Origin of the sequence: Lysobacter capsici (genome assembly GCF_018732085.1) — a bacterium.
In the GTDB taxonomy this organism is placed as follows: domain Bacteria; phylum Pseudomonadota; class Gammaproteobacteria; order Xanthomonadales; family Xanthomonadaceae; genus Lysobacter; species Lysobacter capsici_A.
In genome coordinates this window covers 1381042-1406674 of the sequence record NZ_CP076103.1, presented here as the reverse complement: position 1 = coordinate 1406674, position 25633 = coordinate 1381042, and the positions used below count along the sequence as shown (strand labels likewise).

17 protein-coding genes and 1 pseudogene are annotated in these 25633 nt (G+C 65.0%); 10 read left to right on the top strand and 8 right to left on the bottom strand.

Translation table 11 applies throughout. The features are described 5' to 3' along the window. Positions 1-56: 56 nt before the first annotated feature. The 5 genes from KME82_RS05680 (at position 57) to KME82_RS05660 (ending at position 12555) form a co-directional block, all read left to right on the top strand. A complete protein-coding gene (locus KME82_RS05680) occupies positions 57-1001 on the top strand; it encodes an Hsp33 family molecular chaperone HslO (RefSeq protein ID WP_215497663.1) in 945 nt (314 codons plus the stop codon). A gap of 176 nt (positions 1002-1177) precedes the next feature. Continuing rightward, positions 1178-1993, top strand: a complete 816-nt coding sequence (locus KME82_RS05675; RefSeq protein ID WP_187313401.1) for a hypothetical protein — start codon at positions 1178-1180, stop codon at positions 1991-1993. A 1016-nt stretch (positions 1994-3009) separates the two neighbouring features. Then, positions 3010-5991, top strand: a complete 2982-nt coding sequence (locus KME82_RS05670) for a TonB-dependent receptor plug domain-containing protein (RefSeq protein WP_215497662.1) — start codon at positions 3010-3012, stop codon at positions 5989-5991. Between the two features lie 324 nt (positions 5992-6315). Further along, positions 6316-9411: a TonB-dependent receptor plug domain-containing protein gene (locus KME82_RS05665; protein ID WP_215497661.1), complete on the top strand. Its 3096-nt coding sequence runs from the start codon at positions 6316-6318 to the stop codon at positions 9409-9411. Positions 9412-9651: 240 nt separating this feature from the next. Further along, positions 9652-12555 carry a TonB-dependent receptor domain-containing protein gene (locus KME82_RS05660; RefSeq protein WP_215497660.1) on the top strand — a complete coding sequence of 968 codons (2904 nt, stop codon included), beginning with the start codon at positions 9652-9654 and terminating at the stop codon, positions 12553-12555. A 155-nt stretch (positions 12556-12710) separates the two neighbouring features. On the opposite strand, the gene KME82_RS05655 is transcribed toward KME82_RS05660, so the two are convergent. From KME82_RS05655 to KME82_RS05630, 6 genes are all read right to left on the bottom strand, one after another. Beyond that, on the bottom strand, positions 12711-13976 hold the full coding sequence (locus tag KME82_RS05655) for an aspartyl/asparaginyl beta-hydroxylase domain-containing protein (RefSeq protein ID WP_215497659.1): 1266 nt from the start codon (positions 13974-13976) through the stop codon (positions 12711-12713). A gap of 205 nt (positions 13977-14181) precedes the next feature. Further along, the gene (locus KME82_RS05650; RefSeq protein ID WP_215497658.1) at positions 14182-15135 is read right to left on the bottom strand and encodes a DUF4097 family beta strand repeat-containing protein; all 954 of its coding nucleotides are present in this window, start codon (positions 15133-15135) and stop codon (positions 14182-14184) included. A 17-nt stretch (positions 15136-15152) separates the two neighbouring features. Next, a complete protein-coding gene (locus KME82_RS05645; RefSeq protein WP_215497657.1) occupies positions 15153-15983 on the bottom strand; it encodes a hypothetical protein in 831 nt (276 codons plus the stop codon). 41 nt (positions 15984-16024) lie between these two features. Continuing rightward, a complete protein-coding gene (locus KME82_RS05640) occupies positions 16025-16612 on the bottom strand; it encodes an RNA polymerase sigma factor (RefSeq protein ID WP_036114457.1) in 588 nt (195 codons plus the stop codon). A 236-nt stretch (positions 16613-16848) separates the two neighbouring features. Then, a complete protein-coding gene (locus KME82_RS05635; protein ID WP_430538830.1) occupies positions 16849-18615 on the bottom strand; it encodes a phosphoenolpyruvate carboxykinase (GTP) in 1767 nt (588 codons plus the stop codon). A 79-nt stretch (positions 18616-18694) separates the two neighbouring features. After that, a complete protein-coding gene (locus KME82_RS05630) occupies positions 18695-19378 on the bottom strand; it encodes a TetR/AcrR family transcriptional regulator (RefSeq protein WP_215497656.1) in 684 nt (227 codons plus the stop codon). Between KME82_RS05630 and KME82_RS05625 the strand changes: the two genes are divergently transcribed. The 5 genes from KME82_RS05625 to KME82_RS05605 all read left to right on the top strand — a co-directional run bounded on the left by KME82_RS05625 (position 19377) and on the right by KME82_RS05605 (position 24186). Then, the gene (locus tag KME82_RS05625; protein WP_215497655.1) at positions 19377-19640 is read left to right on the top strand and encodes a hypothetical protein; all 264 of its coding nucleotides are present in this window, start codon (positions 19377-19379) and stop codon (positions 19638-19640) included. The genes KME82_RS05630 and KME82_RS05625 overlap by 2 nt on opposite strands. A gap of 133 nt (positions 19641-19773) precedes the next feature. Continuing rightward, positions 19774-22263: an acyl-CoA dehydrogenase gene (locus KME82_RS05620; RefSeq protein WP_215497654.1), complete on the top strand. Its 2490-nt coding sequence runs from the start codon at positions 19774-19776 to the stop codon at positions 22261-22263. Between the two features lie 481 nt (positions 22264-22744). Beyond that, a complete protein-coding gene (locus KME82_RS05615) occupies positions 22745-23221 on the top strand; it encodes a hotdog fold domain-containing protein (protein WP_215497653.1) in 477 nt (158 codons plus the stop codon). 160 nt (positions 23222-23381) lie between these two features. Further along, positions 23382-23786: a hypothetical protein gene (locus tag KME82_RS05610; RefSeq protein WP_215497652.1), complete on the top strand. Its 405-nt coding sequence runs from the start codon at positions 23382-23384 to the stop codon at positions 23784-23786. Positions 23787-23943: 157 nt separating this feature from the next. Continuing rightward, entirely contained in the window at positions 23944-24186 is a 243-nt protein-coding gene (locus tag KME82_RS05605; RefSeq protein ID WP_215497651.1) for an XAC0095 family protein, read from the top strand. A 744-nt stretch (positions 24187-24930) separates the two neighbouring features. Here KME82_RS05605 and KME82_RS05600 read toward each other — a convergent pair. Then, on the bottom strand, positions 24931-25341 hold the full coding sequence (locus KME82_RS05600) for a hypothetical protein (RefSeq protein WP_215497650.1): 411 nt from the start codon (positions 25339-25341) through the stop codon (positions 24931-24933). Between the two features lie 2 nt (positions 25342-25343). Continuing rightward, positions 25344-25604 (bottom strand): annotated as a pseudogene (locus tag KME82_RS27050) (EndoU domain-containing protein); the annotation flags it as partial. Positions 25605-25633: the final 29 nt, after the last annotated feature.

Sequence of the window (25633 nt, the reverse complement as noted above, 5' to 3'; positions counted from 1 at the left end):
GAAGCCGCTGGCTTCGGAATGCGCGCGATCCGCGCCGCAGCCGCCAGAGTACGACGATGACCGACGCCCCTTCCGCCGCAACCACCGCCCCCGGCACCGACACGCCCGGCGAGCACGACCGCCTGACCCGCTTCATGATCGAAGCGGCCGGCGTGCGCGGCGTGCATGTCCACCTGCACGACACCTGGCGCCAGATCCGCGAACGCGCCGAGTACCCGGCCGCCGCCGCCGAACTGCTCGGCGAAGCGGTCGCCGCGGCGGCCTTGTTCACCGGCCACGCCAAGGTCGACGGCCGCCTGTCGGTGCAACTGCGCGGCAACGGCGCGCTGCGCACCTTGTTCGCCGAATGCACCGCGGCCGGCACCTTGCGCGGCATCGTGCAGTTGTCCGAGGACGGCGGCGAGGTCACCCGCGACCTGCGCGAACTCGGCCCCGACGCGATGCTCGCGATCACCATCGAAAACCCCGGCCTGCACGGCCGCGATCCGGTCCGCTACCAGGGCCTGGTCGGGCTGGAGTCCGATTCGCTGGCCGGCGCCTTCGAGGGCTATTTCCGCCAGTCCGAGCAATTGCCGACCCGCCTGCTGCTGGTCGCCGACGAACACCGGGCCGCCGGCCTGATGCTGCAGAAGCTGCCCGGCGACGAAGGCGACGACGACGGCTGGATCCGCGCCGGCGCCCTGTTCGACACCCTGCGCACCGACGAACTGCTGACCCTGCCGGCCGCGACCGTGCTCAATCGCCTGTTCCACGAGGACGGCGTGCAGTTGCTGGGCGACAAGCCGCTGGCGTTCGCCTGCTCGTGCTCGCGCGAGCGGGTCGAGGCGATGCTGGTCTCGCTCGGCCGCGAGGAAGCCGACGCGGCGGTCGACGCCGCCGACGGCGAGGCCCACGTCCGCTGCGAGTTCTGCGGCCAGCGCTATGGTTTCGATCGCAACCAAATTGCCGGCCTGTTCGCTGCTGCAGCCGTGCAAATACAGGCTCCGCAGCGAGTACAGTGAACCTGTCGAATGCCGATCTGGGACCGTTTTCAGATTGTTAAATAAACATAAACCGGCTATAGTCGACGCCAAGGATTTGGGGAACTCGACCGGCTTCATCCGGTCTTAACGTTGGTCCGCGCTCTACACACACTCCAGGTATGCCCAAGCATCTGCGCTCATTGCCGCTTGCCCTGCTGCTCGCCCTAGGCGTTGCAACGGGCGCGCATGCGCAGACCAAGCGCGATACCACCTACCTGCCGGTGTGGAACCAGAACAACGGCAAGCTCGAATACGTGCTGCAGCTGGAACCGGCCGAAAAACAGGCCGCCGGCGCGCGCTGGAAGTCCGGCGCCAACACCTTCGACGCGACCCTCGGCCTGGACGGCGGCGACGGCCTCGGCCTGGTCTGCGACCGCAAGACCGGCCTGGCCGGCGCGATCGGCAACCTCGCCAATCACTGCCTGCTCGCCGCTCTCGACGAAGACGACGACCACGCCAACAACCGGCAACTGTCCGCGGGCGCCAGCCTCAGCCGGCCCGGCGGCAAGGTCGGCGTGGCGATCGGCAGCGGCCGCGACGCCCTGCCCGGCTGGCTCAGCCCCAACAATCGCAACAGCCGGGTCGACCAGAACACCCTGACCGTCTACGGCCAGAAGAACATCGGCCGCGAAGCGATGGTCTCGATCGGCGGCACCTGGGCCCGCGCCAAGCTGATCCCGGCCGGCGAAATGCCCGGCCTGGCCGACCGCTGGAGCAGCAAGAGCATCACCATCGGCGCCGGCATCGGCAATTTCGGCGCCAACATCGTCGGCCGCGTGGTCGACACCCCCGGCCAGCCGGGCCAGTGGGAAGGCCTCGGCGTCGGCCTGACCTGGCGTACGCCCTGGAGCGGCCAGCTCACCGTCGGCGCGGAAAACGTCGTCACCCGCGGCAAGAACCCGTTCGCACCCGGCAACGGCGAGAAAGACGAAGGCACCGTGCCCTACGTTCGCTACGAACAGGATCTGTGATCCCGCGGCACGCCTCGTGCCCGCGCCTTGGTGTCTCCCCCGCCTGATTGTCCATCCGCCCGGCTCCGTACAGCGGCTGCGCGCGTGCGATTGCGCGCCTCACGGCGATGTCACACTCCTGCGCTGCATCGCCGCTATCTCGACGTCGGCTATCGGTCGCTGGCCGAGACATTGAGCGTCTGCGCCGCCCACACGGCGGCCTGATCCAAAGCACATCCGGTCCGGCTGCAGAGTGCCTGGCAGGCCATAGTCGCCAGCCCAAACCAGAGAACAGGTCCGGCGCAAACACCAACCAGGTGCCTGGATGCGGCTCCAATCCGCCCAGGGTCCGACTTACCGGGCTCAGACATACCTGGCACTTTTGACGTGCCTAATGAGCCTTGCGCAGTGCCTCATCTTCTGCCCTGCGGACCCCATTTGCGACGCCGAGACTCATTGTGCATCGCAACATAAACAGGGCTCGGCCGCTCGCGGCTCACACCTGGTCGACGATCGGCACCTCCTGTCGGGCGCGCCTGATCGGGATCGGCACACGGCCCCTCGGCGCCTGCTCGCCCAAGCCGCAACGTCCCGCGCACAGATCGCCGAAAACCCCTGAAATCAAGCGATTGCCCGGCAGAAAAGGCTGCTCCGGGCGGCCCCACGATCACGCAGGCGGCGCCCTTCAGCCGGCCCAGAATCAAGCAGGGCAGTGGCTTTCTGGCATCTCCAGGTCACCAAGTCGCCCTCCCCGCAGGCGACCACCGGAGGTCCACCCCTCCGCCCCGCCCCTCACTCAACCTGACGTTAACGTCGGCGCCCTAAAGGCCCTCCGCTCATCCATACGCCAAAGTCAGCAAACGTTTGGACACTCTCTAAGTGCCTGGTTGTCGTACTTAAGTGAAATTTAATGCTTAACAACACTTTAATTTTTGTGTCTAGGCAGTTACGATCCGGCCAACTTGCTGGATTTGGCGTTTGCATTGACTCCGCCAGTGAGTCCACGGGTACAACACGACAGACTCGGAGAGAGAGAGATGACCTTTAAGACCACCCAGCTCCGCGAAGCGATTTCCTTCGCTCTCGCAGTGGGTACCACCGCCCTGGTCGGCACGGGCATTGCGTCCGCGCAAGACACGGCCGGCAGCAAGGACGCCACCACGCTTGACCGCGTTGAAGTGACCGGTTCGCGCATCCGTCAGGTTGACGTCGAAACCGCCGCACCGGTTCTTCAGATCACCCGCGCCGAGATCGAGAAGCAGGGCTTCAAGTCGGTCGCCGACATCCTGCAGAACATCACCGCCGCTGGCTCGCCGGCGATCAGCCGCACCTCGCCGCTGTCCTCGGGCGAATCCGTCGGTGGTTACTACATCGATCTGCGCAACCTCGGTGCCAACCGCACCCTGGTGCTCGTCAACGGCAAGCGCCTGGGCGCGACCAACGACGGTCTGCAGGACGTTTCCTCGATCCCGTCGGGCATGGTCGAACGCATCGAAGTGCTGAAGGACGGCGCGTCGACGATCTACGGTTCCGACGCCATCGCCGGCGTGATCAACATCATCACCCGCAAGAACTTCGAAGGCGCCGAAGCCAACGCTTACCTGGGCCAGTGGAGCCAGGGCGACGGCACGCGTCAGAACTACGACTTCACCATCGGCTTCACCGGCGACCGTGGCTCGGTCACGATCGGCGCCGAATACGCGAAGGAAGATCCGGTTTGGGCCCGCGACCGCTGGTTCTCGATCGCTCGCTTCCCGACCGGCGAAAAGAGCGAACCGCGTGACTTCGGTTACTCCGGCACCACCCAGTGGGGCGCGCTGCTGATCCCGACCGGCGCCACCCTGCCGAACGGCACCCCGGCACTCGGCGCGGCCCGTTTCCTGGCTCGCGAAACCCCGGGCCTGGATCCGCGCAACATCGCCAACTTCCGCGCCCGCAACGGTTCGGACGTCTCGCTGCCGGCCGAACAGTCGACCGTGTACAGCGGCATCGAGCGCAAGTCGCTGTTCGTCAACGCCGGCTACGACATCACCGACTGGCTGCGTTTCGACACCGACATCCAGTACAACGACCGCGACTCCTTCGCGCAGAACGCCGGCTATCCGTTCCAGTCCGCCGTCCTCTCGCCGGGCTTCAACACCCCGATCTCGGTCGACAGCTACTTCAACCCGGTCGGCAACCAGCGCACCGGCGCGCTGCCGGCGGGCGTCACCGCTCCGACCTTCGTGCACTTCGTGCGTCGTGGTTGGGAAGTGCCGCGCCAGGTCCGCAACAGCCTGACCTCGTACCGCTTCACCGGCACCTTCAGCGGTTCGTTCGAACTGGGCGAAGGCAAGATCTGGGATTGGGACGCGGGCTATCTGTACAACGAGAACAAGGCGACCCAGATCAGCACGGGTAACCTCAACGTCGCCAACACGCGTCGCGCGGTCGGCCCGTCGTTCTTGAATGCGCAGGGTCAGGTCCAGTGCGGCACCGCCGCCAACCCGATCCCGCTGGGCTTCGGTGGCGGCCAGTGCACCCCGTGGAACCCGCTGCTGCCCTACGGCTACGCCGGCTCCAACGGCCTGAACGACCCGAACGTGCAGAAGTACCTGTACCAGGAAGGCCAGGCGCTCGGTAAGACCAAGACCACCGACTACTTCGTCAACTTCAGCGGCACCCTGGCGACCCTGCCGGCCGGTGACCTGAGCCTGGCGGTCGGTTACGAGCACCGCAAGGAACAGGGCAACTTCTCGCCCGACGCCCTGTCGCAGACCGGCGGTTCGACCGATCTGGCCAGCGGCCCGACCGGCGGTTCGTACACCCTGGACGAGTTCTACGGCGAGTTGCAGATCCCGGTCCTGGCCGACGTGCCGGGCGCGAAGGAACTGACCTTCAACCTGGCGACCCGTTACTCCGACTACGACACCTTCGGCGACACGGTCAACAGCAAGTTCGGCTTCAAGTGGAAGCCGATCGACTCGCTGCTGGTCCGCGGTACCTACTCCGAGGGCTTCCGCGCTCCGACCATCGCCGACCTGTACGGCGGTCTGGGCCAGTCGTTCTCGTTCTACACCGACGCCTGCGACACCTTGTTCGGCGATGCCGCCGGCAGCGCGCGCTGCTTGCAGAACGTCCCGGCGAACTTCCGCCAGGCCGCCAACACCCCGTCGGGCCTCGCCCCGGGCCCGGGCACGCAGACCAACACCCCGTTCCTGTCGGGTTCGAACGATCAGCTGACTCCGGAAACCTCCAAGTCGAAGACCTTCGGCGTGGTGTGGAGCCCGACCTTCGTCGACAACCTCAACCTGTCCTTGGACTGGTGGAACATCAAGATCGAAAACGCGATCCGCGGCGACGATCCGACGGCGGTGCTGGCTGACTGCTACACCCGCGGCATCGAGTCGCGCTGCAACACCGGACAGGATCCGGCTCGCTCGCGCTTCGTGCGCGATCCGATCACCGGCAACATCACCAGCTTCATCTTCGCGCCGATCAACGTGGGCTACAACGAAGTCGAAGGTTTCGACTTTGACGTGAACTACCGTCTCGACACGCAGTGGGGCCGCTTCGGTTTCGCTTGGTTGAACAGCTACACCACCAAGAACGAACTGCAGACCGACATCCTGGGCGTCGCCACCCCGAGCCAGCAGAACGGCTTCAACGGCAACTTCCGCCTGCGCTCGAACCTCAACATGAGCTGGGACAAGGGTCCGTGGGGCTTCACCTGGGGTCTGCGTTACTACTCCGGCGTGAAGGAAGACTGCTACTTCGACGAACGTTGCACGCTGCCGAACTACACCGCTCCGGAGCTCAACGGCGCCATCTCGCCGAAGAACGAAATCGGTTCGAACACCTTCCACGACATGCAGGTCCGCTTCAACGCGCCGTGGAACGCCACGATCGCGGTTGGCGCGAACAACGTGTTCGAGCACTACGCCGCTCCGCAGTACGCTCAGCCGAACTCCGGCTACTCGTACTACGGCGGCTACGACATCGGCCGTTTCGTGTACTTCAAGTACCAGCAGCGCTTCTAAGCAACACTGCGGTACCGCACCACAAGAACGGCCCCTTCGGGGGCCGTTTTTTTGTGCCAAAAATTTGCATAAATACATTTAAAAATCACGACAAATACATTTACAAGCAATCGAATCTCCGCTCACTTACTTACTGAGCGTGTATTTAGTACGTATTTAAAGCGATATTTACGCGCATGGCGTTTTAACGACACTTTAATTATCGAAATGAGGTGACTAGTATCCGGGCCGCGGTTAGTCGAGATGAGGCTTTTTCGTTTGCACTCTCCGGCCAACCTTGCATATCGATATCCGCTTATCAGGCCCTTGAAGAGAGAGAGAGAAATGATCCTGAAGACCAACCAGCTGCGAGACGCGATTACGTTCGCTCTTGCGGTGACTAGCGCCGCTCTGGTCGGCACGGGCGCCGCGCTTGCCCAGGAAGCCGGCAGCAAGGAAGCCACCACGCTCGATCGCGTCGAAGTGACCGGTTCGCGCATCCGCCAGGTCGACGTCGAGACCGCCGCCCCGGTTCTTCAGATCAGCCGCGCCGAGATCGAGAAACAGGGCTACAAGTCGGTCGCCGACATCCTGCAGAACATCACCGCCGCCGGCTCGCCGGCGATCAGCCGCACCTCGCCGCTGTCCTCGGGCGAATCCGTCGGTGGTTACTACATCGATCTGCGCAACCTCGGTGCCAACCGCACCCTGGTGCTCGTCAACGGCAAGCGCCTGGGCGCGACCAACGACGGTCTGCAGGACGTTTCCTCGATCCCGTCGGGCATGGTCGAACGCATCGAAGTGCTGAAGGACGGCGCCTCGACGATCTACGGTTCCGACGCCATCGCCGGCGTGATCAACATCATCACCCGCAAGAACTTCGAAGGCGCCGAAGCCAACGCCTACCTCGGCCAGTGGGGCCAGGGCGACGGCACCCGCCAGAGCTACGACTTCACCATCGGCTTCACCGGCGACCGCGGCTCGGTCACGGTCGGCGCCGAGTACGCGAAAGAAGATCCGGTCTGGGCGCGTGATCGCTGGTTCTCCGCCGCTCGCTTCCCGACCGGCGAAAAGAGCCCGCCGCGTGACTTCGGCTTCTCCGGCACTACTCAGTGGGGTGCTTTGCTGGTTCCGATCCGTCCGGATCCCACCGATACTAATCCCGACCCCACCAAGCGCAGGGGTATCGATCCCTGGACCGGCCGTGTGGTATCTCGCGGGACCAACCCGGCCAGTGGCTTGCCGGTGAGCGCTCCGCGCTTCCTCGCCCGCGAAACCGCCGGCCTGGATCCTCGCAACCCCAATAACTTCCGTCCTCGAAACAGCTCCGACGTCTCGCTACCGGCCGAAGAATCGACCGTGTACAGCGGCATCGAGCGCAAGTCGCTGTTCGTCAACGCCGGCTACGACATCGCCGACTGGCTGCGCTTCGACACCGACATCCAGTACAACGACCGCGATTCCTTCCAGCAGAACGCCGGTTATCCGTTCCAATCGGCCACCCTGTCGCCGGGCTTCAACACGCCCATGTCGGTCGACAGCTACTACAACCCATTCCGCAACAGGCTTCCTGGGGAAGCGGGCTACACCCCACCCAACTCGACCACAGCTACTCCACCGACCGCCGTGCAATTCGTACGTCGTGGCTGGGAAGTGCCGCGCCAGGTCCGCAACAGCCTGACCTCGTACCGCTTCACCGGCACCTTCAGCGGTTCGTTCGAACTGGGCGAAGGCAAGATCTGGGATTGGGACGCGGGCTATCTGTACAACGAGAACAAGGCGACCCAGATCAGCACGGGTAACCTCAACGTCGCCAACACGCGTCTCGCGGTCGGCCCGTCGTTCCTCAATGCGCAGGGTCAGGTCCAGTGCGGCACCGCCGCCAATCCGATCGCCCTGGGCTCCGGCGGCGGTCAATGCACCCCGTGGAACCCGCTGCTGCCGTTCGGCTACGCCGGCTCCAACGGCCTGAACGACCCGAACGTGCAGAAGTACCTGTACCAGGAAGGCCAGGCGCTCGGCAAAACCAAGACCACCGACTACTTCGTCAACTTCAGCGGCACCCTGGCGACCCTGCCGGCCGGTGACCTGAGCCTGGCGGTCGGTTACGAGCACCGCAAGGAACAAGGCAACTTCTCGCCCGACGCGCTCTCGCAGACCGGCGGTTCGACCGATCTGGCCAGCGGCCCGACCGGCGGTTCGTACACCCTGGACGAGTTCTACGGCGAGTTGCAGATTCCGATCCTGGCCGACATGACGGGCGCGAAGGAACTGACCGTCAACCTGGCGACCCGTTACTCCGACTACGACACCTTCGGCGACACCGTCAACAGCAAGTTCGGCGTGAAGTGGAAGCCGATCGACTCGTTGCTGATTCGTGCCACCTATGCCGAGGGCTTCCGCGCCCCGACCATTTCCGACCTGTACGGCGGTCTGAGCCAGTCGTTCTCGTTCTACACCGACGCCTGCGACACCAGCTTCGGCGATGCCGCTGGCAATGCGCGCTGCAACCGTGACGTACCGCCCGCCTTCCGCCAGCTCGCCAACAACGCCGCAGGCGTTGCCCAGGGCCCGGGTTCGCAGACCAACACGCCGTTCCTGTCGGGTTCGAACGATCAGCTGGTTCCGGAAACCTCCAAGTCGAAGACCTTCGGCGTGGTGTGGAGCCCGAGCTTCATCGAGAACCTCAACCTGTCCTTGGACTGGTGGAACATCAAGATCGAAAATGCGATCCGCGGCGACGATCCGAGCCAGGTGCTGGCCGACTGCTACACCCGCGGCATCGAGTCGCGCTGCAACACCGGACAGGATCCGGCCCGCTCGCGCTTCACCCGCGATCCGGCCACCGGCGCCATCACCAGCTTCATCTTCGCGCCGATCAACGTGGGCTACAACGAAGTCGAAGGTTTCGACTTTGACGTGAACTACCGTCTCGACACGCAGTGGGGCCGCTTCGGTTTCGCTTGGTTGAACAGCTACACCACCAAGAACGAACTGCAGACCGACATCCTCGGCAAAGCCACCCCGAGCCAGCAAAACGGCTTCAACGGCAACTTCCGCCTGCGCTCGAACCTCAACATGAGCTGGGACAAGGGTCCGTGGGGCTTCACCTGGGGGGTGCGTTACTACTCAGGCGTGAAGGAAGACTGCTTCTTCACCGCGGACGACGGCCCTGCGCTGGAACGCTGCTCGCTGCCGAATTACAGCGCTCCGGAGCTCAACGGCGCCATCTCGCCGAAGAACGAAATCGGTTCGAACACCTTCCACGACATGCAGGTCCGCTTCAACGCACCGTGGAACGCCACGATCGCGGTCGGCGCGAACAACGTGTTCGAGCACTACTCCGCTCCGCAATACGCTCAGCCGAACTCGGGCTACTCGTACTACGGCGGCTACGACATCGGCCGTTTCGTGTACTTCAAGTACCAGCAGCGCTTCTAAGCGACACCGCAGTATCGCGACACCCAACACGGCCCTTCGGGGCCGTGTTTTTTTGTGGCTGGACAACTGCTGTCGCAAGTCTTCATGCGACGCTAATCAGACCTTAACAACACTTTAATTATTCCCCCAAGCCGTCTACTATCGGCCCGGCTTTGCCAATTTAGGCTGTTGCTTATACGCCGTTTGGCAAGCCCCCAATCGCTTGGCATTCCCGTTCGTTCAGGACACTTGGAGAGAGAGATGACCCTGAAGACCACCCAGCTGCGCGACGCGATCGTATTCGCGCTGTGCGTCGGTGCGACCAGCTTGGCCGGCACCGGACTGGCCTCCGCTCAAGACGCTTCGGCCCCCGCCGCGGCTCCCGCCGACGCCGACGCCACGACCCTGGATCGCATCCAGGTCACCGGCAGCCGCATTTCCATCCCGGGCCTGACCACCAACAGCCCGGTCATGACCGTGGATCGCGAAGAAATCAATCGCAACCAGCCGGTCACTGCCGAAGATTTCCTCAAGATTCTGCCGGGCGCCACGCCGGCAATTGGTCCGGGCGTCAACAACGGCGCCAACGGCGGCGCCACGATCAACCTGCGCGGCCTCGGCGACAATCGCACCCTGGTGCTGATGGACGGCCGCCGCGTGGTTCCGTTCAACCTGTTCGGCGTGGTCGACACCAACGTGATCCCGCTGGCGCTGATCGACAGCGTGGATCTGGTCACCGGCGGCGCCTCGGCGGTGTACGGCGCCGACGCGGTCTCCGGCGTCGTCAACTTCGTGCTCAAGCGCAACTTCGAAGGCATCGAGGTCAACTCCAGCTACGGCCAGTCCAGCAAGCAGGACGCCGACCGCCGCAACACCACCGTCACCATGGGCGTGAACCTGGACGACGGCAAGGGCAACGTGGTGCTGAGCGTCGGCAAGACCGACAACGACGCGCTGCTGCAGGGCGCGCGCGACTACAGCGTGTTCACCCTGGATTCGACCGACGGCAGTCAGGGCGGTTCCAGCGTGGCCATCCCCACGCGCATCGGCGGCATCGGCCAGTTCAACCCCGACACCGGCGGTTTCGGCGGCATCAATCAGCGCTTCAACTACAACCCCTACAATTATTTCCAGACCGCGCTGGACCGCTGGCAGGCCACCGCGCTGGCCCGCTATGAGGTCAACGAGCACGCTGAAGCCTATGCGCAGGTGCTCTACACGCGCTCCGACGTGGCTTCGCAGGTCGCCCCGGGCGGCCTGTTCGGCGCCGCGTTCGACATCGGCATCGGCAACCCGATGATCCCCGAGCCGGCGCGCCAGCAACTGTGCTCCACCTTCGGCGTAGCGGCGGCCGACTGCCATGTCGGCAGCAGTTCCACCGTCAATGCCGCGGTGCTGCGCCGCTCCACCGAGCTGGGAACCCGCACCACCGACTTCCAGAACAAAGTCTTCCAGACCACCCTGGGCCTGCGCGGCAAGATCAACGACAACTGGCGCTACGACGCGTATTGGTCGCACGGCGAAGCCGACCAGCTGGTCGTCAACGGCGGCTTCCTGTCCTACACCCGCAGCCAGCAGGCGCTGCTGTCGACCGACGGCATCAACTGCGTCGATCCCAGCGGCGGCTGCATCCCGATCAACCTGTGGGGCAAGGAAGGCACCTTCGACCCGAAGACCAAGAAGTTCCTGGAAGTCATCACCTTCGCCACCCAGCGGGTTGAGCAAGAAGTGTGGTCGGGAACGATCAACGGCGATCTGGGCGACGAGTTCAAGAGCCCGTTGGCCGACTATCCGATCGGCCTGGCGTTCGGTCTGGAAGGCCGCAAGGTCGACGCGATGAATCAAGCCGATGCGGCGTCGCGCGATCCCAACGAAGTCCAGGGCGCCGGCGGCGCCAACCCGGACGTGCGCGGCAACCTGACCTTGCGCGAAGCCTACGTCGAAACCATCGTGCCGCTGATCAGCGGCAAGACCGGCGCGTACGCGTTGAACTTCGAAGGCGGCTACCGCCACACCCAGTTCAAGTCCGGCCAGACCGACGTCGACTACGGCAGCTACAAGTACGGCCTGGAATGGGCGCCGATCGAAACCCTGCGTTTCCGCGGCATGTTCCAGCGCGCGACCCGCGCCCCGAACGTCAACGAGTTGTTCCAGCCGCTCACCAGCAGCCTGGACAACAGCGCCGTGGATCCCTGCCAGGCTTCCGAGCTGGCCAAGGTCGGCGGCCCGACCAGCGCCACCGGCGCGCTGTGCGTCGCCACCGGCGTGCCGGCGGCGATCCTCAACAGCGCCAACGGCATCGACGGCCCGAACTCCGGCCAGGCCTATGCCTACATCGGCGGCAACCCGATCCTGGGCCCGGAAAAAGCCGACACCCAGACCCTCGGCCTGGTGTGGCAGCCGACCGAGAACCTGTCGGTCACGCTGGACTACTGGAAGATCGACATCAAGGACGCGATCACCCGTCCGCTGCTGGGCGACGCGCTGTTCGGCTGCTACGACCAGAAGCTCAATCCCACCCTCAGCGTCACCCACCCGATGTGCCAGCTGATGCTCGGCGCCCGCAATCCCACCGACGGCTCGCTCAACGAAGGCGCGCGCGGTCCGTTCCTGGATCGCTCCAACAAGGGCCGGATCAAGACCGACGGTTGGGACCTGGGCGTGCGCTACGGCATCCCGCTGAGCAACGAATGGGGCCGCCTGGACTTCGCGCTCGACCTGACCAAGACCGATTCGTTCGACTACCAGGCCGATCCGCTGGTCAACAACTACGACTGCGTCGGCGTCTACGGCGTTTCGTGCAACGTCGCCGCCGGCATCATCTACGACTACAAGTCGAGCTTCCGCGCGGTGTGGTCGGTCAAGGACTTCGAGCTGGGCCTGAACTGGCGTCACCTGAGCTCGGTCGACGTCGAACCCGGTCCGATCACCTGGTACCAGCCGTACACCTCGATCGACGCGTACGACTACTTCGACCTGACCATGGCCTACGAGCTGCCGTGGAATGCGCGCGTCAACTTCACGGTCACCAATCTGGCCGACAAGAAGCCGCCGGTCGTGGGCGGCAACATCGGCAGCACCACCTACAACAGCGGCAACACGTTCCCGCAGTACTACGACACGCTGGGCCGTTATTTCACCCTCGGCCTGACCATGCGCTTCTGATAAGAAACACGATCCGAGTCGAATTCAAGGCGGGCTTCGGCCCGCCTTTTTTTCGTTCGGGATTCGGGATTCGGGATTCGGGATTCGGGATTCGAGATTCGAGATTCGAGATTCGAGATTCGAGATTCGAGATTCGAAGATGATGCGCGTGGCCGTCAGCGGCCGGCCAGAAAATCCCGGTGCGCGCCCATCATCGCGTTGACCATGTCGCGTTCGGCCAGCGACAGCAGCGGATTCCATACATCGAAGATCAGCACCACGCGCAGCTCGTCGCTGTCGTTGTGGGCTTCGTGCTCGATCGAGTCGTCGAAGATCAGCACTTCGCCGACCTTCCATTCGCGCCGTTCGAACCCGACCCGATAGCGGCAGTGCTCCGGCACGATCAACGGCAGATGCACGACCAAGCGCGCGTTGGTCTCGCCGTGATGCGGCGGGATGTGCGTGTGCGGCGCCAACGCCGAGAACATCGCGTTCGGGCACACGTCGGCGATCGCCGCCATCTCCACCGCTTCCAGCGCGGCGCGGGTCTGCGGGCAGCGCGCCAGGTGCTCGTCGACCGGTTGGGAATAACTCCACAGCTTGTAGGTGCTCCAGCGCCGCGAATGATTGAGCTCGCGCCATTGGTTGACCGGGTCGCCGGGCTGGTACTCGATGTACGGGGTGAACTCGGCCTGCTCTTCGCGCAGCACCACCCGCATTTCCTTGATGATGTCGTAGGTGCGGCTTTCCAGTTCCTCCACCCAGGCGAACTGCGAGCGATCGTGGAACGGGATCGCCGGCAAGCGCGGCACGCATAGCTGATTGCAATCGGCGTGATACGGCTTGGTTCGGCCGACCATGATCGACGCCGCTTCGTCCCAGCGACCGAGCGTGCCGACATCGAGCGCGGCGCGTGGGCCGCCGACGCGATGAGCGAGGAATTCAGCGAACTCCTCGCGATACGCCTCGACTCGCCGGCTGGCGTGAAGCAACTGCTCCTTGAGCATGTCCGGCCAATGCGGCTGCGGCGGCGCGACGGTCAGCGCGTTGCGATACGCATCCGCCGCCGCGCGCTGCTTGCCTTGGCGCTCGAGGAACGAAGCCTTGGCCAGCAACCCGGCCAGGAAGTACGGATCGGCCGCCAGTGAGGCGCTGATCGCCTCCCACTCGGCGGCGGCGTCGCCACGTTCGCGCTGGACCACGCCGATCGACAACAGAATCATCGGGTCGTTCGGCGCGGCGCGGTGCGCGGCATGCAAAAGCTCGATCGCGCCCTGGGTGTCGCCGCGCTGGAAGGCGTGGATGCCCAGGCTGTACAGCGCTTGCGGATGCTGCGGCGCGATCGCGCGAACCTGTTGCCAGAGCGTTTCGGCCTCTTGCCAACGGCCCGCGCGCGAGGCCAGGCCGGCGGCCTGGACCAGTTGATTGACCTGTTCGTTCAAAACCGCGTCCTCGCCGGGCTGGATGTCGCGGCCGCGCCCCTGCCGGCCGTCGCTGCGGTGCTTGCGCAGCGGACGCTGCGTGCGCGTCCTGGCGAAGAAAATACACTGCCGGCGCGGTCGCGCACAGGCCGCGCCGCGGCCGCCTGCATGCGGTTCGCAATCACCGCAGCCGACGCGACCGGCATCGCGCCGGCCGCGGGATCGATCAGTTCAGTTCCAGCGTCGCATCGCCCGAGAAGGTCTCGAGCTTGATCTTGCCGTTGCCGCTGCCGTAGCGGTGTTCGAAGCTCGAACCCGGGCCGTGCTTGGGCCGCTGGATCTGCGCATCGGGCGCGCGCAGGTCGCCGCTGAAGCTCTGCCCACGCACGTTCGCCGACAGGCTGCGCGGCAGGCTCAGGCGGATGTCGCCGCTGACGGTTTCCAGCGACATCTCGCCGCCGTCGCCGAGCGATGCGGTCACGCGCAGATCGCCGGACACCGAGTTGCCGGACAGCTTGTTCAAACTCGATTCGCGCGTGGCCACGTCGACCTTGCCCGACACGGTCTCGACCGAGACCTCGCCGTTGAGCCGCCCGCGCAATTCCAGATCGCCGCTGACCGTCTGCGCCGAAACCTTGCCGCTGTTGAGGGTGAGGCGCAGGTCGCCGCTGACGCTGTCGATCTCGGCCTCGCGCGGCGCACCGGCGACGACGACATCGCCGCTGACGCTGTCGATGCTCAGCTCGCGCGAGGCCACGCCGCTGACGTCGACATCGGCCGAGACCGCATCGATCTCCAGCTTCACCCGCAGCGGCACGGTCACGCGCAGTTCGGTCGGTTCGCCCTTGTCGCCGCCGGCGAGCAGGCCCATGCCGCTGCCGCGATTGGGGTAACGCACCTTGATCGACAAGTTCTCGCGGTCGCCTTCGATCTCGAGCTTTTCCACGCCTTCGCCGAGCGAGCCTTCGATCTTGACCTCGGGCCGGTCCCAGGCGCGGACCTGGATCAGGCCCTTGACGTTGTCGATCTCGACGCTGCCGAGCGGATCGATCGGGCGGGTTTGGTTGATCGGGGTCGCGGCGAACACCGGCAACGCGGCGGCCAGGCCGAATGCGAGCAGGCCGAACGCGGGCAGACGCCGGAGAACGCGAGCGGTGGTGCGGGAGCGTGTGTGGGTCATCGGGGCGTCCTCCTGGATCAGGTGTAGGCCACGCGCTGAGCCAGCGCGAGGCGACGTGCATAGGTGCGGCGCAGCTGTTCGAGCAGCAGGCGCGAATCGGGGTCGTGGGCCATCGCGTCGAGGATCAGCGCGGTGTTGCGATCGAGCTCGTCGAACGCCGGCTTCAGCGCGAGCGCCTGCTGGCTCACCGGTTCGATCTCGCGCATCGCCGCCTGGTACTGGCGGGTCATGCCGTCGGCTTCGCGTTGGACCAAGCTAGCCGGCGTCGTCCCGGCGTGAACGATGCCTGTATCCGTTGAGGCAGAGGAATTCCGACCACCGGCGCGACGATCTGCCGACTTCGTTCCGGCATCAGCGATGCCCGTGGCCGTCGAAGCAGTGGAATTTTGAGCAACGGCGCGACCATCAACCGGCTTCGTCCCGGCATCAGCGATGCCTGCAGCAGTCGGCGCGGAAGAACCTTGACCGGCAGCGCCGCCGACGCCAGCCATATCGCCCGCCGCCGAACCGTCCACCGCCGCTCCGCCCTTCCACATCACGCCCAACGCCACCGCCAGCACCGCGACGCTCGCGGCCAGCGCCATCGGCGCCAGCCAGCGGCGGCGCGAGGTTTCGCGCGAACGCAGGACGATCACCTGCGGCGCCGGTGCCGCTTCGATCGGCGCCGCTTCGACCGGCGATGCGTCGCCGGGCGCCGCCACGATCGGTGCGAGATGGTCGACCGGCGCAGGCTCGTCCTGCGGCGGCGCCTGCTCGCCCAGACGCGCGGCGATACCGGACCACAGATCGCGCGCCGGCGGGGTGTCGCGACGCAGCGCGCGCAACTGCCAGCGCAGCGCGTCGGGCAACTCGCCGTCGGGCGTGTGCGAAGGATCGAGGGGTTTGTCGCTCATGCCTGTTCTCCGAGCCGGGTGCGCAGCAGGCTGCGCGCGCGGTGCAACTGTGCCTTGGAACTGCCGACCGCCATGCCGAGTTCGACCGCGATCTCCTCGTGTTTCCAGCCTTCCACGTCATACAGCACCAGCACCGCGCGAGCACGCGGCGGCAGGCTGGCGACGGCGCGCTCCAGGTCCATCGACAGCGCGGTGACATGGCCGGCGGAATCGGCGCTGCCGATGCCGTCGAACGCGTCCTCGTCGCTGTCCTCCAGCGGCCGGCTGCGGCGCCCGCGCAGTTCCATCAACGCGGTGTTGACCGCCAGGCGGTGCAGCCAGGTGCCGAACGCCGATTCGAAGCGGAAGTTCGGCAGCGCCTGCCAGGCGCGGACGAAGGCTTCCTGGGTCAGGTCCTCGGCGCGGGCGCCGTGATAACCGACCAGGCGCGCGATCACGCCGTGGACCCGGCTGGCATGGCGGCGGTACAGGGCCTCGAAGGCGGCGACCCCGCCCGCGGCCGCCGCGGCGACCAGCGCGCGATCGTCCTCGGCTTCGGGCGAGACGGTGGCGTCGGCTAGGGATTCGTTCACGGCGGTCAGCATACTGAGTCCGATGCGGGGTCGGGGCTCAGGGTTTAAGGGACGGGTGGCGGAGTCGTTGTGGAAACCGACGCGGAGTTCAGCGACGCGCTGCAGCGCCTGGCGACACACGCCAAGCCGCTTTCAAGCCCTCTCCCGCGCAGCGGGAGAGGGTTTGGGTGAGGGCCTACCAGCGCTCGCAGCCCCTCATCCGGCCCTTCGGGCCACCTTCTCCCGCAAGCGGGAGAAGGGAATAGCGATCAACCCTTCAACGCAGCCGCAATCCGCCGCTGCTCATCGTGCAGCGCCTGCGGCATGCGCGGACCGTACTCGCCCAGGTACTCGCCGATGCTGTCGAACTCCGCGCTCCAGCCGGCATGGTCGAAACCAAACAGCTTGGCGTGGGCTTCCTCGTTCAGCGCGACCCCGTCGAGGTTCAGATCCGTCGCCTTCGGCAGATAACCGATCGGCGTCTCGTTAGCGCCGGCCTCGCCCTTGACCCGGCCGATCATCCACTCGATCACCCGCAGGTTGTCGCCGAACCCCGGCCACAGGAACGTGCCGTCGTCGCCCTTGCGGAACCAGTTGACGTGGAAGACCTTCGGCAACTTCGCGCCGGCATCGTCGAACGACAGCCAATGGGCGAAATAATCGGCGAAGTTGTAGCCGCAGAACGGCTTCATCGCCATCGGATCGCGGCGCATCACGCCGACCGCGCCGGTCGCGGCGGCGGTGGTTTCCGAGCCCATCGCCGCGCCGACCAGCACGCCGTGGGTCCAGTCGCGCGCTTCGAACACCAGCGGCACCAAGGACGCGCGGCGGCCGCCGAACACGATCGCCGAGATCGGCACGCCGGCCGGGTTCTCGGCTTCCGGCGAATAGCTCGGGCACTGCTTGGCCGACACGGTGAAACGCGAATTCGGATGCGCAGCCGGGCCCTTGCCGGCGTCGTACGCGTTACCGCGCCAATCGGTGACCGGGGTCTGGCCGTTGTCGAGCCCTTCCCACCACGGCTGGTGGTCGGCGGTGACGCCGACATTGGTGAAGATGGTGTTGGTCTGGATCGACGCGAGCGCGTTCGGATTCGACTTGGTCGAGGTGCCCGGCGCGACGCCGAAATAACCGGCTTCGGGATTGATCGCGTACAAACGCCCATCGGCGCCCGGACGCATCCAGCAGATATCGTCGCCGACCGTCCACACCTTCCAGCCGGCCTGGCGATAGCCTTCCGGCGGAATCAGCATGGCCAGGTTGGTCTTGCCGCAGGCCGACGGGAACGCGGCGGCGACGTAATGGGTCTCGCCCTGCGGGTTCTCGATGCCGACGATCAGCATGTGCTCGGCCAGCCAGCCTTCGCTGCGCGCCTGATGCGACGCGATGCGCAGCGCGTGGCACTTCTTGCCGAGCAGCGCGTTGCCGCCGTAGCCCGAACCGAACGACTTAATCGCCAGCTCGTCGGGGAAATGCATGATGAAACGACGCTCGGGATCGAGCTCGCCGATCGAATGCAGGCCGCGCACGAAGCGGCCTTCGCGCTCGATCCGCGCCAGCGCCGGCGCGCCCATGCGGGTCATGACCCGCATGTTGGCGACCACGTACGGCGAATCGGTGATCTCCACGCCGCAACGCGCCAACGGCGAATCGATCGGGCCCATGCAGTACGGAATCACGTACATGGTGCGGCCGCGCATGCAGCCTTCGAACAGCGCATCCATCTTGGCGTGCGCCTCGTGCGGCGCCATCCAGTGATTGTTCGGACCGGCGTCCTCGCGTTCGTTGGTGCATACGAAGGTGAGGTGTTCGACGCGGGCCACGTCGTCGGGATGCGAGCGGTGCAGATAGCTGCCCGGATGGGTGGCCTCGTTCAAGGTTTCCAGGGTGCCGTCGGCCAGCATTTGCGCGACCAGCGCCTGATGCTCGGCCTCGCTGCCGTCGCACCACTGGATCGTGTCCGGACGGGTCAGCGTGGCGACCTGCGCGACCCATTCGTTGAGGACGACCAACAGACTGCCCGCGCTCCCCGGCACGGCAGTGGCGGGGGCGGCGTCTTTCGATAGTGCATTCACGGCATTGCTCTCCAGCCGGGGAAACGAAAAATGAAACGGTTCAAGACGAGGGGATCAGCGTCGCCATCATGTGTTCGACATAGGCTTCGAACTCGTCGTGCTGCATGCGGGTCTGGTGCAGTTGCAGATTCAACTGCAGGAAGCCGACATAGGCGGCGTAGAGCAGGCGCGCGCGGTGCTGCGCATCGGTGCGGCTCAGGCCGGCCTGGCGGAACGACGCGGTGAGATAGTCCAGGCGACGTTCGGACACGCGCCCGATCACCGGCTGCACGGCCGGATGGTCCAGCGCCTTGAGCAGCTCGGAATAGATGACGTGCGACTTGACCTCGTGGGCGACGAGGTGGAACAACGAGCGCAGGCGCTGACGCGGATCGGGGATCGGTTCGAGCTGACCGAACACGGTCTCCTGCTCGACCTTCTCCCAACGCTCCAGCGCGGCCACCAGCAAGGCGTCGCGCGAGGGGAAATGCCAGTAGAAGCTGCCCTTGGTCACGCCGAGCCGGCGCGCGAGCGGTTCCACCGCGACCGCGGCCACGCCCTGCTCGGCGATCAGGTCGAGCGCGGCCTGGGCCCAGTCGTCGGCGCTCAACCGGCCGCTGCGTTCGGGCTTGGCCGGCTCGGCCGGTTTGTCGGCCGATTTGTCGGCGGGCTTACCGTCGGGCCGAAGATCGGCGGACGGCGCGTCGAGCTTCGGCTCGGGCTTGTTCGAGGCGGGCTGGTTCATGGATGACAAGTTTAACCATACGCCATGGTCGGGGACAGTACGCGGCGAAGAAGAGACCCGATTCGGGATTGGGGAATCGCGATTAGTGGGAACCGCGGCGGAAAACGCCGCCAATATGCTGCAACGCAACACAATCGGCGGCGAACCGCCGGTCAACGTCGCCCTCGGGCCCGCTCCGACGCGGCTGGCGAAACCGGGCGGTCCACCATGGTTGACTTCACTAAATCGCAATTCCATACTCGGCCGTATGTTAAGCGTTTGATGCCAGCGTTTGAATGCCGGCCGGCCGATCCATCCAACGCGCGTTTCGCGCACACACGCCGCCCCGGTTTTCCGCACTGACATCACGCGCGCCCCACTAGCCTGAGTGCAGCTGCATCCTTCGGAGCGCCGTCATGAGTATCGCGATCCCCTTCCTTGCCTTTCTCTTCATCGGCGCGATCGCCGCGTATCACCGCCTGCGCCTGCCGGTCTGGGCCGCGCTGACCGCGACCGCGCTGGTCGCCTGCTGGTTGCTGGGCGCCAACCCGACCGCGGTCATCGTCGCCGCGGTCATCGTCGCGCTGATCGCGGTGCCGCTGATGATCCCGGCGATCCGCCTGCCGTTCATCACCAAGCCGCTGCTGGGCTTCTACACCAAGATCCTGCCGCCGCTGTCGGAAACCGAACGCACCGCGCTGGAAGCCGGCACGGTCGGTTTCGAAGGCCAGCTGTTCTCCGGCAAGCCGGACTGGCAGCAGTTGCTGTCGCAGCCCAAGCCCGAGTTGAGCGCCGAGGAGCAAGCCTTCCTCGACGGCCCGACCGAAGAGCTGTGCAAGATGACCAACGACTGGCAGATCACCCACGTCGATGCCGACCTGTCGCCGGACCTGTGGGCCTTCATCAAGAAGAGCAAGTTCTTCGGCCTCAACATCCCGAAGGAATACGGCGGCCTGGGTTTCTCCGCGCTGGCCAACCACAAGGTGATCCAGAAGCTGGCGACCGTGTCGAGCGTGGTCAGCTCCACCGTCGGCGTTCCCAACTCGCTCGGCCCGGCCGAGCTGCTGATGCACTACGGCACCCAGGAACAGAAAGACCACTACCTGCCGCGCCTGGCCGACGGCCGTGAAGTGCCGTGCTTCGGCCTGACCGGCCCGTGGGCGGGTTCGGATGCGACCTCGATCCCGGACTACGGCATCGTCACCATGGGCGAGTGGAACGGCGCGCGCGTGGTCGGCGTCAAGCTGACCTTCGACAAGCGCTACATCACCCTGGCGCCGGTCGCCACGCTGATCGGCCTGGCCTTCCGCATGTACGACCCCGAAGGCCTGATCGGCGACAAGCGCGACATCGGCATCACCATCGCGCTGCTGCCGCGCGACACCGCCGGGGTGGAAGTCGGCCGCCGTCACTTCCCGCTCAACTGCACCTTCCAGAACGGCCCGATCCACGGCCGCGAAGTGTTCATCCCGCTGAGCCAGCTGATCGGCGGCGAAGCCTACGCCGGCAAGGGCTGGCAGATGCTGGTCGAATGCCTGTCGATCGGCCGCTCGATCACCCTGCCCTCCTCGGGCAGCGGCGGCGCCAAGATGGGCGCGATCGTCACCGGCGCGTATGCGCGCATCCGCAAGCAGTTCGGCCTGTCGGTCGGCCGCTTCGAAGGCGTGGAAGAAGCGCTCGCGCGCATCGCCGGCAACGCGTTCGCGATCAGCGCCCTGTCGCAGGCCACCGCCGCGGCCGTGGCGCGCGGCGAAAACCCGGCCGTGCCCTCGACCATCGCCAAGTACCACTGCACCGAGATGGCCCGCGAAGTCGCCAAGGACGTCATGGACATCCACGGCGGCAAGGGCATCATCCTCGGCCCGAAGAACTACGCCGGCCGCAACTGGCAGGCGCTGCCGATCATGATCACGGTGGAAGGCGCGAACATCATGACGCGCTCGCTGATGATCTTCGGCCAGGGCGCGATCCTGTGCCACCCGTGGGTGCTCAAGGAAATGAAGGCGGCGATGCTGCCCGACAAGAAAGAAGCGCTGCGCGAGTTCGACAAGAACCTGTTCGGCCACATCGGCTTCGCGATCTCCAACGCCGTGCGCAGCTGGTGGTTCGGCCTGACCGCCGCGCGCATCGGCGCCGCGCCGGGCGACACCTACACCCGTCGCTACTACCGCAAGCTCAACCGCTACTCGGCGACGCTGGCGTTGATGGCCGACACCTCGATGCTGCTGCTCGGCGGCAAGCTCAAGTTCAAGGAATCGCTGTCGGGCCGACTGGGCGACGTGCTGAGCCAGCTGTACATCGCCAGCGCCATGCTCAAGCGTTACGAAGACCAGGGTCGTCCGGTCGGCGACCAGCCGCTGCTGGCCTGGGCCTTCCACGACGCCGTGCACAAGATCGAACTGGCCTTGTCGGGCGCGCTGCGCAACTTCCCGATCCGTCCGGTCGGTTACCTGCTGTGGATGCTGATCTTCCCGTGGGGCCGCCGCGCGCAGGCGCCGAGCGATCGCCTGGGCCACCGCGCCGCGTCCTTGCTGATGTCGCCGAACGACGCCCGCGACCGTCTGGCCGAAGGCGTGTTCCTCACGCCCTGCGACAACAACCCGGCCGGCCGCATCAACAGCTACCTGCAGAAGGTCATCCTGGCCGAGCCGGTCGAACGCAAGTTCCTCAAGGCCCTGAAGAACAGCGACATCGAAGCGCTGGACTTCCCCGGCCAGCTCGACGAAGGCGTGCGCGAAGGCTGGATCACCGCCGAAGAACGCAAGCAACTGGAAGAGCTGCGCGAGATGACCATCGATGCGATCAGCGTCGACGACTTCGACGCCGCGGAGTTGCGCTCGGCCGGTTACAAGCCGTACGCGCAGGACGTACACCACGGCGACAGCGACGCGCGCGCCGCGGCATAACGGCGCGTATCACGCACGCGGATCGAAAGATCATGGATCGCGTCGAGGCTTGAACGAAACGGCGGACCTTCGGGTTCGCCGTTTTGGTTTGGGGATGCGGACGCGGATTCGGATTCGGATTCGGAATCGGAATCGGAATCGGAATCGGAATCGGGAATCGGAATCGGGAATAGGGAATAGGGAATAGGGAATCGAATCAGTATTCGCCCCCACTCGAAGATACGAAACCTCCAGAACCACTCGCATCCTCCCTACCGTCATTCCCGCGAAGGCGGGAATCCAGGGCTCCACCGCGACATGACTCTGAAGTCTCTGGATTCCCGCCTTCGCGGGAATGACGGTAGGAAAGTACGCGTGAACAAACCCGCTCACGAAAGACACTTGCCCGACAGATAAACATGAAAGTCGAGACATCACCGCCGTCGCGAACAACAGCAAATCGACGACCGCCATCACGCACAGAATCAACAACGGACTACCCATGAGCGCCAACGTCCTGACCCTCTACAAAAAACTGACCCGCTACCCCGCCGGCCACTGGCTGTTCACCCGCGCCGTGTGCTTCAAGGCCCCCTACTTCGCCAGCATCCGCCCGCGCTTCGAATCCCTCGAACCCAACCGCTGCAGCGCGACCATGCCGCACCGTCGCGCAATCACCAACCACCTGGGCACCGTCCACGCCATCGCCATGTGCAACCTCGCCGAACTCACCGGCGGCGTGATGACCGACGTCAGCATCCCGAACTCGATGCGCTGGATTCCAGTCGGCATGAGCGTGGAATACCTCAAGAAAGCCGTCGGCACCATGCGCGCCGTCGCGACCCCAGGCGCCGCCATCGTCGAATCCGCCAGCGGCTACGACCTGCCCGTAAACGTCGAAGTCACCAACCCCGCCGGCGAACCCGTGTTCCGCGCGACCATCGCCATGCGAGTTTCCCCAAAACCAAAGCGCGACTGACCTGCACCCAACGTCACCGTGCTTCAAACTGTAGGAGCAGCGCGAGCCGCGACCGCGCCGCCACAACCGCGTCGCAGGCATGATCGCTACGTAGCTTCCCGCGACGTGCTCCACGAACGACCCAATCACACCATCTCATCCCACCGCCGACGGCCCCACCATGACCGCAACCACATGGATCCACCTCGGCGGCCTGCACAGCCTGGCCTTCGCCCTATTCCACATGGCCTTCTGGAAACTGTTCCGCTGGCGCGACACCCTGCGCAGCGCGACCGTCGCCGACCGCGCCATCGTGCAAATCCTCAACCTGCGCCTGATCTACGTCTTCCTCGGCATCGCCGTGCTGTGCTTCGTCTACACCGACGAACTGCAAACCACCGCCCTGGGCCGCGCATTGCTGCTGGGCATGTCGCTGTTCTGGGTAGGCCGCACGATCGAGCAATTCGTGTTCCTGCGGATCAACCGGCCGATGGTGCATGTGCTGACCGTGCTGTTCGTTCTGGGTGCCGCGATCTTCGTCATGCCTTTGTTGCCGGCGACGTGCTTGCACACTGAGTGTGAGTGACGATTGCGTAGTTTCAACACGGTCAATATCGTTGCGCATCCGGCAGTTGACACTGCGATTTGGCGGTAGCAATCTTCGCCACGGAGCGTAGAAACTCCTCAAGCAACGGTAGTAGCCACTCCGAAAACGGTGGCACCTACGCAGAGGAATATCGCTCATGTCCCGAAAAACCATGCCCGCTGCGCACGCGGAAACTATCCTGTCGCCCGCCGATGCATTCGTGGAATTGAAAACCCTTCACGACGAACTGGTCCGCATCGCCCACACCATCGATCCCGCCGACGCACCGGCGCCGGGCATCCGCAAACACCAACAATCGCGACGCCGCGCCCTGGCCAAAGTCTTCCGCCTGTGGGCCGAACAAATAGACCGAAGCCTCAGCGCCATGCGCCCGGCGTAATCCCGTTCGACCTCGGCCGCCGTCCGGCCGGCGGCGGCCTTGGCGATATTTGCGTGGCTTGAATCAATCAGAACTGCGAACGCCGGTGTATCCGGCCCAAGCGCGGCCCTCGGCGGGCCATCGCCCGGCCATTCCTAACCACTGGCAGGTGCTTTTCGTCGCGGCGAAACCCTCCGCGCTCCCGACGCATAGGTCCAGTCCCCGAAGCCGGCGTCCCGCGCTCCACGGGCAAGGCGCCACGCCCGAACCGCAAGCCTGCGAATCCCAACCGCAAGCCTCAAAGGCTTGCGCGCGACTCCCGACGCCTTGCGATCGCAACCCTCGGAACCTTGCGCGCAAGCCCCAAACCCCGGGCGCCGGCCGATTTGCCTTGCGACCGGCCTAGCGGACCTCGCGCGCGACGCCATTCGCCTTGCAATCGCAAGCATCAGAGCCTTGCGCCCGGGCTGAAACCGTTGCGCGCGCAGTTCAAAGGCTTGCGCTTGGGCATCAAGGCATCGCGTGGCGAACATCGGGCTTCAGAACCAACGGCGCACTTATCAACTACCGAATTCAGCTCGGGCAGCGCCTCGACGGCCAGTCCCACGAACTGATCGGCCTAATCTATTTCCCTCATCATTCAAGAAAATGCACTCTGACCCCTGCTTCTACCTGCTTCCAAACTACGGCATCAAGAAGAGACGCACCCGTGCAGATCGCGATCACGGATCCGCCACTGATACAGAATGAACCGCTTTGCGGCCGTCATTCGCGAACCGTCAACACAAGCGCATCTTCAATGTTTTCAGCAATTACGCCCTCAACGGGCTCCATGCCTGACTCGAAAAATTTCAGCCAAAACCCGAGAATGGACAAGTATTCATATGTCGAAATCTCTCCGCCTTTGTCCTCAGTCAATTGATTCGAAAAAGTAACGGCAGCCCTATCCACTTCTATCAAATAAGCATTGCCGGAGAAATCGAGCGCATCAAGCTCGCCTCTCAAAACAGCCATCACATGACCCAGGTGCTCCTGGCACGATTCGGCGCTTTGAAGGTCGCTCTCGAGCGCGTCACACACGAAAGCTCCATAGTGACTGGACTCGCCCCCACCCTCGTAAACGCGGGCGGTTCGGAACCCAGTAGGGCCGATGAAAGCTCGAAATATCTTCTGCATGGTTAACGCACCGGGTAGATAGTTAGCTTAGGCGAATCATATCCCCTGACCATCACGCCACTAGGCGTGATCGAACTCCAGGCGGATGGTGAGTTTGGGTTGAGATACTGCCTGGTCCTGAACCCTTGGACAGATTCGTACATCACCTCGTTACGCGACCAGCTTGTTGGGAAAAAACTGGATCGTCCGCTGCCACCCTTGAGCTGCCAGACGTTAGGCGCAACTTCGAGCTCAACTGTCCCCTCATAGACACCCAACGCATTTTCAGGCGACTTTGAGCCAGGAACAACTC